Source organism: Streptomyces sp. NPDC002144 (genome assembly GCF_053593695.1).
The window spans coordinates 1-10,810 of record NZ_JBSFDB010000114.1 but is presented as its reverse complement, the minus strand read 5'-3'; the positions used below and the strand labels follow the sequence as shown (position 1 = coordinate 10,810).

At 70.7% G+C, this 10,810-nt stretch carries 9 protein-coding genes; 8 read left to right on the top strand and 1 reads right to left on the bottom strand.

The genetic code is table 11. From position 1 onward, the window contains the following. Positions 1 to 716: homocysteine S-methyltransferase family protein (locus tag ACWCQ1_RS50970; RefSeq protein WP_207929921.1), on the bottom strand; the 716-nt coding region annotated here is incomplete at its 3' end. A 283-nt stretch (positions 717 to 999) separates the two neighbouring features. Here ACWCQ1_RS50970 and ACWCQ1_RS50965 point away from each other — a divergent pair. From ACWCQ1_RS50965 to ACWCQ1_RS50930, 8 genes are all read left to right on the top strand, one after another. Continuing rightward, a complete protein-coding gene (locus ACWCQ1_RS50965) occupies positions 1,000 to 1,764 on the top strand; it encodes an IclR family transcriptional regulator (protein WP_133047149.1) in 765 nt (254 codons plus the stop codon). Positions 1,765 to 2,135: 371 nt separating this feature from the next. Next, entirely contained in the window at positions 2,136 to 2,930 is a 795-nt protein-coding gene (locus tag ACWCQ1_RS50960) for an MIP/aquaporin family protein (protein WP_358611067.1), read from the top strand. Positions 2,931 to 2,980: 50 nt separating this feature from the next. Then, positions 2,981 to 4,522 (top strand): glycerol kinase GlpK, encoded by a 1,542-nt coding sequence (gene glpK, locus ACWCQ1_RS50955; RefSeq protein ID WP_133047151.1) that lies wholly within the window; start codon positions 2,981 to 2,983, stop codon positions 4,520 to 4,522. A gap of 51 nt (positions 4,523 to 4,573) precedes the next feature. Further along, a complete protein-coding gene (locus ACWCQ1_RS50950; protein WP_358611064.1) occupies positions 4,574 to 6,190 on the top strand; it encodes a glycerol-3-phosphate dehydrogenase/oxidase in 1,617 nt (538 codons plus the stop codon). Positions 6,191 to 6,318: 128 nt separating this feature from the next. Continuing rightward, positions 6,319 to 6,990 (top strand): FadR/GntR family transcriptional regulator, encoded by a 672-nt coding sequence (locus ACWCQ1_RS50945; protein WP_133047153.1) that lies wholly within the window; start codon positions 6,319 to 6,321, stop codon positions 6,988 to 6,990. Positions 6,991 to 7,153: 163 nt separating this feature from the next. After that, on the top strand, positions 7,154 to 8,059 hold the full coding sequence (locus ACWCQ1_RS50940) for a PAC2 family protein (protein WP_133047154.1): 906 nt from the start codon (positions 7,154 to 7,156) through the stop codon (positions 8,057 to 8,059). 234 nt (positions 8,060 to 8,293) lie between these two features. Beyond that, positions 8,294 to 10,015: a S8 family peptidase gene (locus ACWCQ1_RS50935; RefSeq protein WP_451029991.1), complete on the top strand. Its 1,722-nt coding sequence runs from the start codon at positions 8,294 to 8,296 to the stop codon at positions 10,013 to 10,015. Between the two features lie 62 nt (positions 10,016 to 10,077). After that, the gene (locus ACWCQ1_RS50930; RefSeq protein WP_451029990.1) at positions 10,078 to 10,668 is read left to right on the top strand and encodes a hypothetical protein; all 591 of its coding nucleotides are present in this window, start codon (positions 10,078 to 10,080) and stop codon (positions 10,666 to 10,668) included. Positions 10,669 to 10,810 lie beyond the last annotated feature (142 nt).

Genomic DNA, 10,810 nt, shown 5'->3' with positions numbered 1-10,810 from the left:
GCGCAGTTCAGGCCGATCATGTCGATGCCCAGCGGCTCCAGCGCGGTGAGCGCGGCACCGATCTCCGAGCCCAGCAGCATCGTGCCGGTCGTCTCGACGGTCACGGAGACGATCAGCGGGACCTCGTAGCCCGCGGTCTCCATCGCCCGGCGGGCGGCGATGACCGACGCCTTCGTCTGCAGCAGGTCCTGGGTCGTCTCCACCAGCAGGGCGTCGGCCCCGCCGGCGAGGAGGCCCTCGGCGTTCTGCTGGTAGGCGTCGCGGATGGCGCCGAAGGTCGTGTGGCCGAGGGTGGGCAGCTTGGTGCCCGGGCCCATGGAGCCCAGGACCCAGCGCTGCCGGCCGTCCCGGGCGGCGAACTCGTCCGCCGTCTCGCGGGCGATCCGGGCACCGGCCTCGGACAGCTCGGCGACGCGTTCGGCGATGTCGTACTCGCCCAGGGCGGTGAGATTGGCGCCGAAGGTGTTGGTCTCGACGCAGTCGACGCCCGCGTCGAAGTAGGCCGAATGGACCGAACGGACGATGTCGGGGCGGGTGACGTTGAGGACCTCGTTGCAGCCTTCGAGGTTCTGGAAGTCCTCGAGGGTGGGCTCCTGGGCCTGGAGCATGGTGCCCATCGCCCCGTCGGCGACCACCACCCGGGTGGCGAGGGCCTCTCGGAGCGCGGACGCACGGGTCCGGCTGTCGGCGGAAGGGGTCAGTGGCGACGAGGCCATGAAAAGGGCTCCCTTGAGTGCGACGGCTGTCGGCTTTGCGGGTTCCCCGGGTCTTCCCAGGGAGGGCGCACGCCGCCAGGGTAGCCGGGTCCCGTCCGGGATGGTCGGTCAGTCCACGGGACGGACCAGGATGGCGGCAGGTCACCGACGGGACACCAGTGACGCAACAGATGTCCACCGACCATTAGCGGTGGGTCGTCATCGACCGGTAGTGTTCGACATTGCCGAACAGCGGCAGCGGCGCCGTAACTCGGCTGTCGAAGGGGACGGAGGCAGGACGGCGATGGCACGGAACATCCAGTCGCTCGAACGGGCGGCCGCGATGCTGCGGCTGCTCGCGGGCGGCGAGCGACGGCTCGGCCTCTCGGACATCGCCTCGTCGCTGGGCCTCGCCAAAGGCACCGCCCACGGCATTCTGCGCACCCTGCAGGCCGAGGGTTTCGTCGAGCAGGACGACGCCTCCGGGCGCTATCAGCTGGGCGCCGAGCTGCTGCGCCTGGGCACCACCTATCTCGATGTGCACGAGCTGCGGGCGCGCGCCCTGGTGTGGACGGACGACCTGGCGCGGTCGAGCGGCGAGAGCGTCTATCTCGGCGTGCTGCACCAGCAGGGCGTGCTGATCGTGCACCACGTCTTCCGGCCCGACGACAGCCGGCAGGTGCTGGAGATCGGGGCGATGCAGCCGCTGCACTCCACGGCTCTGGGCAAGGTGCTGTCGGCGTACGACCCGGTGGCGCACAGCGAGGCGGTCGAGGCCGACCGCAAGCCGTTCACCGAGCGCACCACGTGCGACCTGGAGGACTTCGAGCACATCCTCGACATCACGCGCGCGCGTGGGTACGCGTCCGACGTCGAGGAGACCTGGGAGGGCGTGGCGTCGGTCGCCGCACCCATCCACGACCGGCGGCGGATGCCGGTGGGCGCGGTCGGCATCACCGGTGCGGTGGAGCGGCTGCGCCGGGACGGGGAGCTGCGTCCGGAGCTGATCGCAGCCGTGCGGGACTGCGCCCGCGCGGTCTCGCGGGACCTGGGGGCGGGGCGGTTCTGAGGGGTCGTACACCCGTCGTACGCATGTCGTACGTCTGTGCGAGCAGAGGTGAGCGAGGGCCGGGGCGCGGTGGCGTGCCCCGGCCCTTGTTGTTACTCGCCGGTACCCATCTGACCTGCAAGATCGACTGTTTGCGGCAATGAGTAACGATCGTGTTTTCGGCCGTGCTTTCGACAACAGAACTCTTGACGAGCGCGTAACGCCCCGGCAAGACTCCCGTCCATCGGTCGGCATTGTCGAACACCTACCGGCAATACGCGTTAGAGTGTGACGACGCCAAGGGCCGACACCGCTCTCATCCCCGAGGGCAGCTCGAACCTCCGGAGGGACCCGGGGTTCGGTCCCCTGGACGAAGGACAAAGGAGTCGCGGGTGTCCAGCTCCGACATCTTCATCGGCGAGACCATCGGTACCGCCATACTCATCCTGCTCGGCGGAGGCGTCTGCGCCGCCGTGACGCTGAAGGCCTCCAAGGCCCGTAACGCCGGCTGGCTCGCCATCACCTTCGGGTGGGGTTTCGCCGTACTGACGGCCGTGTACACCTCGGCGCCGCTCTCCGGCGCCCACCTCAACCCGGCCGTGACGCTCGCGCTCGCCATCAAGGACGGCGACTGGAGCAACGTCCCGGTCTACTGGGCGGGCCAGCTGCTCGGCGCCGCGATCGGTGCGACCCTGGTCTGGGTGGCCTACTACGGCCAGTTCCACGCGCACCTGACCGACCGGGAGATCGTCGGCGGTCCCGGTGCGCAGGCCACCGCGGCCAAGGCCGTCGAGGCGCAGGAGAAGGGCGCGGGCCCCGTGCTCGGCATCTTCTCCACCGGTCCGGAGATCCGGGTCGTCTGGCAGAACCTCGCCACCGAGATCATCGGCACCGTGGTACTGGTGCTCGCGGTCCTCACCCAGGGCCTCAACGACAAGGGCAACGGCCTGGGCACCCTGGGCGCCCTGATCACCTCGCTCGTGGTCGTCTCGATCGGTCTCTCCCTCGGCGGCCCGACGGGCTACGCGATCAACCCGGCCCGTGACCTGGGCCCGCGCATCGTGCACGCCCTTCTGCCCCTGCCCAACAAGGGCGGCTCCGACTGGGGCTACGCCTGGATCCCGGTGGTCGGTCCGCTCATCGGCGGCGCGATCGCTGCAGGCATCTACAACGTCGCTTTTGCTTAAAGCAACTCGGTAGACCCTCCCCCTAACTCACGGAACCCCAGGAGCACACAGTGACCGACGCGCACACCGCCGGCCCCTTCATCGCCGCCATCGACCAGGGCACCACCTCCAGCCGCTGCATCGTCTTCGACCGGGACGGCCGTATCGTCTCCGTCGACCAGAAGGAGCACGAGCAGATCTTCCCGAAGCCGGGCTGGGTCGAGCACAACGCCAACGAGATCTGGACCAACGTCCAGGAGGTCGTCGCCGGAGCCATCCAGAAGGCCGGCATCACCCGGGACGACATCAAGGCCATCGGCATCACCAACCAGCGCGAGACCACGCTGCTGTGGGACAAGAACACCGGTGAGCCGGTCCACAACGCCATCGTCTGGCAGGACACCCGCACGGACGCCCTGTGCAAGGAGCTCGGCCGCAACGTCGGCCAGGACCGCTTCCGCCGCGAGACGGGTCTCCCCCTCGCCTCCTACTTCGCCGGCCCCAAGGCCCGCTGGCTGCTCGACAACGTCGAGGGTCTGCGCGAGCGCGCCGAGCGCGGCGACATCCTCTTCGGCACCATGGACAGCTGGGTCATCTGGAACCTCACCGGTGGTGTCGACGGCGGCAAGCACTACACCGACGTCACCAACGCCTCCCGCACCCTGCTGATGAACCTCCACACGCTGGAGTGGGACGAGAAGATCGCCGAGTCGATCGGTGTGCCGCTGGCGATGCTGCCCGAGATCCGCTCCTCCTCCGAGATCTACGGCGAGGTCACCGGCGGCAAGCTGGGCGAGCTGCTCGGCGGCATCCCGGTCGCCTCCGCGCTCGGCGACCAGCAGGCGGCCCTGTTCGGCCAGACCTGCTTCTCCGAGGGCGAGGCCAAGTCCACGTACGGCACCGGCACCTTCATGCTGATGAACACCGGTGAGAAGATCATCAACTCCTACTCCGGCCTGCTGACCACGGTCGGCTACCGCATCGGCGACGACAAGCCGGTCTACGCCCTGGAGGGCTCGATCGCCGTCACCGGTTCGCTGGTGCAGTGGATGCGCGACCAGATGGGCCTGATCTCCACCGCCGCCGAGATCGAGACGCTCGCCCTGTCCGTCGAGGACAACGGCGGCGCCTACTTCGTGCCGGCCTTCTCCGGTCTGTTCGCCCCGTACTGGCGCTCCGACGCCCGCGGTGTGATCGCCGGTCTGACCCGGTACGTCACCAAGGCGCACCTGGCCCGTGCGGTCCTGGAGGCCACCGCCTGGCAGACCCGTGAGATCACGGACGCCATGACCAAGGACTCGGGCGTGGAGCTCGCGGCCCTCAAGGTCGACGGCGGCATGACCTCCAACAACCTGCTGATGCAGACCCTCTCGGACTTCCTGGACGCGCCCGTGGTGCGCCCGATGGTCGCCGAGACCACCTGCCTCGGTGCCGCCTACGCCGCCGGTCTCGCCGTCGGCTTCTGGACCAGCACCGACGACCTCCGTGCCAACTGGCGCCGGGCCGCCGAGTGGACCCCCCGCATGGACGCGGACGCCCGCGACCGTGAGTACAAGAGCTGGCTCAAGGCCGTCGAGCGGACCATGGGCTGGCTCGAGGACGACGAGAGCTGACGAGAGCTCCTGACGGCTCTCGCACGCTCTGATGAGGAGTAAGAACCCGAAATGACCAGTCAGTCCACCCTCCAGTCCGTGCCTGCCCTGGGGACGCACCCGGCCTCCGGCTCGAACCCGAGCCGGGCCGAGACCCGGGAGCAGCTCGCCAAGGCGTCGTACGACCTTCTTGTGATCGGCGGCGGCATCCTGGGCATCTCCACCGCCTGGCACGCCGCGCAGTCCGGCCTGAGGGTGGCTCTGGTCGACGCCGGTGACTTCGCCGGCGCCACCTCCTCCGCCTCCTCCAAGCTGCTCCACGGCGGTCTGCGCTATCTGCAGACCGGCGCGGTGAAGCTGGTGGCGGAGAACCACTTCGAGCGCCGTGCGGTCTCCCGCCAGGTGGCCCCCCACCTGGCGAACCCGCTCACGTTCTACCTCCCCGTGTACAAGGGCGGGCCGCACGGCGCCGCGAAGCTCGGGGCGGGCGTCTTCGCCTACTCCGCGCTCTCCGCGTTCGGCGACGGCGTCGGCCACCTCCTGTCGCCCGCGAAGGCGGCGCAGGACGTGCCCGAGCTGCGCACCGAGAACCTCAAGGCCGTCGCGGTGTACGGCGACGACCAGATGAACGACGCGCGCATGGCGCTGATGACGGTCCGCGCGGCCGTCGAGGCGGGCGCCGTCGTGCTGAACCACGCCGAGGTGACCGGCCTGAGGTTCACGCAGGGCCGGGTGACCGGGGCGGACCTGAAGGACCGCACGACGGGCGACGAGTTCGGCGTCAACGCCCGGCTGGTGCTGAACGCGACCGGCCCGTGGGTGGACCACCTGCGCCGGATGGAGGACCCGAACGCGGCCCCGTCCATCCGCCTCTCCAAGGGCGCGCACCTGGTCCTCAAGCGCACCTCCCCCTGGAAGGCGGCGCTGGCCACCCCCATCGACAAGTACCGCATCACCTTCGCCCTCCCCTGGGAGGACATGCTGCTGCTGGGCACGACCGACGAGGAGTTCGAGGGCGACCCGGCGGACGTCGCGGTCACCGAGAAGGACATAGCCCAGATCCTGGAGGAGGCCGCGTTCTCGGTCCGGGACCAGCAGCTGAGCCGTGACCTGATCACCTACTCCTTCGCGGGTCTGCGGGTGCTGCCGGGCGGTCCCGGCGACACGGCGAAGGCCAAGCGCGAGACCGTCGTCACCGAGGGCCGGGGCGGCATGCTGTCCGTCGCGGGCGGCAAGTGGACGACCTTCCGGCACATCGGCCGCACGGTCATGAAGAAGCTGGAGGCACTGCCGGGCGCCCCGCTCGGTGACGACTTCGAGCCGATCGCCTCCCTGCCGAAGAAGCTGCCGCTGCCCGGTGTCGCCAACCCGCGCGCGGTCGCCCACCGTCTGCTGGTCGACAACCCGGCGCCGGGTCCGCGGATGGCCGCCGACACGGCGAAGCACCTGGCGACGCACTACGGCTCCCTGGCCTTCGACATCGCCCGCCTGGCGAACGACAACCCGGAACTGGGCGAGCGGGTCCACCCGGACGCGCCGGAGATCTGGGCGCAGGTCGTCTACGCCCGGGACAACGAGTGGGCACAGACTCCGGACGACGTGCTGCGCCGCCGCACGACGCTGACGATCCGGGGCCTTGCCACGGACGAGGTCCGCGCCAAGGTGCAGGACCTGCTCGACAAGAAGTAACCGGCCCGCCGGGAAGGGGGCGGCTCCCCGCCGACGGAGCCGCCCCCTTCAGCGCGGTGAACCCCCATAATGTCGTCGTAAGACATCGGATGTCTTTACGGCGTGCGGGAGCGACAGGGAGGCCGGACATGGCAGTCACCGACGAGGCGATCGAGAAGATCAAGGGCATGATCGTCTCCGGCGCGCTGCGCCCCGGCGACCGGCTGCCGAAAGAGAGCGAACTCGCCTCCGAACTGGGCCTTTCCCGCAACTCACTGCGCGAGGCGGTCCGTGCCCTGTCGCTGATCCGGATCCTGGACGTGCGGCAGGGCGACGGCACGTACGTGACCAGTCTGGACCCGCAACTCCTGCTGGAGGCGCTGAGTTTCGTCGTCGACTTCCACCGGGACGACACGGTCCTGGAGTTCCTCGCGGTGCGCCGCATCCTGGAACCGGCCGCGACCGCGATGGCGGCCTCCCGGATCAGCGAGCAGCAACTGGACGCGCTGTCGGCCCAGTTGGACAAGCTGGGCGAGACGCCGTCGGTGGAGGAGCTGGTCGCCTGCGACCTGGACTTCCACCGGGGCATCGTGCAGAGCTCCGGCAACTCCGTGCTCTGCTCCCTCCTGGACGGTCTGTCGGGGCCCACCACCCGGGCCCGGATCTGGCGCGGTCTGACCCAGGAGGACGCCGTCAGCCGCACCCTGCACGAGCACCGGGCGATCCTCGCCGCCCTGCACGACCGGGACGCGGAGGCGGCCCGCTCCTGGGCGACGGTGCACATCGCGAGCGTGGAGCAGTGGCTGCGCTCGACGCTCTGAGCGGCTTCCGGGCCGGGGTGGCCCGGGGTGGCGATCTTGGGTGTTCGAGCGGCTCGGACGGGGCAGTGATCGTTCACTCCCCCGTGCAAGGGGGCTGCGGGCGCCCCCGCCGGACGCCGTAAGGTTGGTGGGTCAAGCGAGGGCACGTCGGAAGGAGGCCTGGGTGATCGAGCTCGAGGGGGTTCCCGAGCTGATCGACCCGGTCATGGTGGCCGCGTTCGAGGGCTGGAACGATGCCGGCGACGCCGCCTCCACCGCGGTCGCGCATCTGGACAGGGAGTGGAAGGGCGAGGTCTTCGCGGCGCTGGACGCCGAGGACTACTACGACTTCCAGGTGAACCGCCCCACGGTGTGGATGGACGCGGGAGTACGCAAGATCACCTGGCCGACGACGAGGTTGTCCGTCGTCCGCGTCGGCGGCGAGAAGCCGCGTGATCTCGTGCTCGTCCGCGGTATCGAACCGTCCATGCGGTGGCGCTCGTTCTGCAACGAGCTGCTGGGCTTCGCGCACGAGCTGGGCGTGGAGCTGGTGGTCGTCCTGGGCGCCCTGCTCGGTGACACCCCGCACACGCGTCCGGTCCCGATCAGCGGGACCACGTCCGACCCGGACCTGGCCCAGCGGATGGACCTGGAGGAGACCAAGTACGAGGGCCCCACGGGCATCGTCGGCGTCCTGCAGGAGGCCTGCACGCACGCCGGCGTACCGGCGGTGTCGCTGTGGGCCGCCGTACCGCACTACGTGTCGCAGCCGCCGAACCCGAAGGCGACCCTGGCCCTGCTCAACCGGCTGGAGGACCTGATCGACGTGCGCATCCCGCTGGGCGAGCTGCCCGAGGACGCGCGTGCCTGGCAGGTCGGCGTGGACCAGCTGGCGGCCGAGGACAGCGAGGTCGCCGAGTACGTCCAGACGCTGGAGGAGGCCCGGGACACCGCGGAGCTGCCGGAGGCGTCGGGCGAGGCGATCGCCCGCGAGTTCGAGCGGTATCTGCGGCGCCGGGACGGCCATACCAAACCCCCGACGACGCCGCCGAAACCGGGCGGCGAGGACGACGAGTCCTCCGAGGAGTGAGGAGAAGGGCGGTGCGCCGGGCGCACCGCCCTTCTTCGTGTCCGCGGTTCCGCGGGACCATCCGCAGCCTTTGGCCGGTTTGAGGCGTGACCTCTGTTTCCGGACGGATTGCACACGTTACCCAATTCAACTTGTTTCAAACGAAGTTGGCGAAAACGGTCTGGACGCCTCGCTCCGGGCGTGCTTGGTTGTGCAGCGACGGCGCACCCGCACGGACCGAAGGGAGCGGTACCGATGAGCGACCAGGTACAGCCGGCCGAGGGCCGGGGAGCATCCGGGCCGGGCCCCGACGGAGCGGGATTCACCTATCGCGGGGCCGAGCAGGAACTGATCGTCGTCGCCCGTCCCGAGGCCCGGCTGCGGGCCCGGGCCGAAGGCGTCCGTTCGGCGGCCGGTACCGATGTCTCCGCCCTCGACATGTTCCTCGGCGACGAACAGCTCACGCTGGAGCCGCTGTTCGGCAGCGAGGAGCGGCTGCAGCAGTCGGCCGCCGCGCCGGGCGAGCCGGACGTCCCCGACCTCACGCTGTTCTACCGGGTACGGGGCGGCGGGAGCCGGGCGCAGGAGCTGCGGGCGCGGATCGCCGCGCTGCCGGGGATCGACACGGCCTACGTCAAGCCGGGCGCCGTGCCCGCCTCGGTGGACGACGGCCGCCGGCTCAAGGAAGGCGCCCCCGTCACCCCGGACTTCAGCGGCCGTCAGGGCTGTCTGCGTCCGGCGCCGGAGGGAGTGGACGCCCACTGGGCCTGGCAGCGGCCCGGTGGGTCCGGTCAGGGGGTGACGGTCATCGACGTCGAGGGCGCCTGGCAGCTGGGCCATGAGGACCTGGCCGCCAAGCTGGCCGGCGTCGTGGTCGGCACGCCCCTGACCGACCTGGCCTGGCGCAACCACGGCACCGCCGTGATCGGCGTGATCGGCGGTGACCGGGGCGAGTCGGGCGTGAACGGCATCGTGCCGGAGGCGGTGACCGCGGCCGCGTCCTTGCAGGGCATCGGCACGGCGGCCGCGATCCACGCGGCGGCCGACCGGCTCGGCCCCGGCGACGTCGTCCTGGTCGAACTGCACCGCCCCGGACCGCGGTTCGAGTACGCCGAACGCGACGACCAGCGCGGCTACGTCGCGATCGAGTGGTGGCCGGACGACTTCGCGGCCATCCGCTACGCCACATCGCGGGGCGTCCTGGTCGTGGAGGCGGCGGGCAACGGGGGCGAGTCGCTGGACGACGCGGTGTACGAGCGGCGCCCCGACGAGTTCCCGCAGTGGTGGCGCAACCCGTTCAACCCCTCCAACCAGTCCTCCGGCGCCGTCCTGGTCGGCGCGGGCGCCCCGCCGCCCGGTACGCACGGCCGCGACCACGGACCGGACCGCTCACGGCTGGCGTTCTCCAACTACGGCGCCCGGCTGGACGCCCAGGGCTGGGGCCGCGAGGTCACCACCACCGGCGGCTTCTGGGACCGGCCCGGCGATCTGCAGGGCGGACCCGAGGAGATCGCCTGGTACACGGACACCTTCTCCGGAACGTCCTCCGCCTCTGCGGTGGTGGTCGGCGCGCTGGCCTCCCTGCAGGGCATGCTGAAGGCGGCCTCGCTGCCCCCGATGTCCCCGGAGCGGGCGCGCGAGGTGCTGCGGACCACCGGCTCCCCGCAGCAGGACGCGCCCGGCCGGCCCGCCTCCCAGCGGATCGGCAACCGGCCGGACATCAGGGCGGCGGTCGGCAGGCTGCTGCCGCAGGCGGTCGGCTCCGGCCAGGCCGAGCGGTACTGGGACGAGCTGCTGCCGTACCCACGCGAACTCCCGCCCAGGCTACGGCTGTTCGTGGCCGGCGGCTGGCGCAACCTCAACCACCCGTCCCCCGAGATCCGGCAGGCGGTGCACTCCGCCTTCGCGGGCGGACGGCCCGACGTCCGGGTGTGGTTCTCGGACGACGAGATCGTCGGCCTGGTCGTCACGGGCTGACGCATCCCCCAGGAAAGACCGACCCGTCAAGGCAAGTCTCCGTCCAGGGAAGGTGACACCGCATGAGCACCACCCCGCAGATGAGCCAACTGGGACAACAGCAGGGCCAGCAGTTCCCGAGCACATCGCCCCACCAGCAGCAACAGCCGTTCGGCCAGCAGCAGCCGTTCGGGCAGCAGCAGCCGTTCGGCCAGCAGTCCGCCGGATGGCCGGGGGCCGGCATGATGCCGCAGCTCCAACAGCTCGGCCAGCAGCAGCCGTTCCAGCAGCTGCTGCAGCAGCTCGGCCAGCAGCAACAGCCCTACGGTGAGACGCAAGCGCACGACCAGCAGGCCCAGCAGCAGGAGCAGCAGATCCAGCAGCAGCTCCAGCAGCTCGCGCAGGCCGTCCTCCAGCAGGTCGTCCAGCAGGTCCAGACGCAGTCCCTGGCCTCCGGCGTGGCCAACGGCTTCGTCGACGTCCTGCAGCCCCAGCAGGGGCAGCCACAGCAGGTCTTCCTGCGCATCAACGGTCAGTTCCGGGTGCTCAACGACCCGGTCCCGCAGCTGCACCAGCAGATCCAGGAGGCGTTCGCCTTCGGCCACCAGGTGATCGGTGTCTGGGACATCCAGTCGCCCAACATCCTGCGCAGCGTACGGATCCAGCGGATCTGACCCGCGCCGCACCGCACGAGAGGGGCGCTTCCCCCGCGGGGGAAGCGCCAAGTACGGCACACCGGCGGACGAGCGAAGGAGGGAGCCGGAGCGATGGGCGACCACAAAGAGCAGCCCCTGCGCGTGGGCGCGGCCGTGCGGC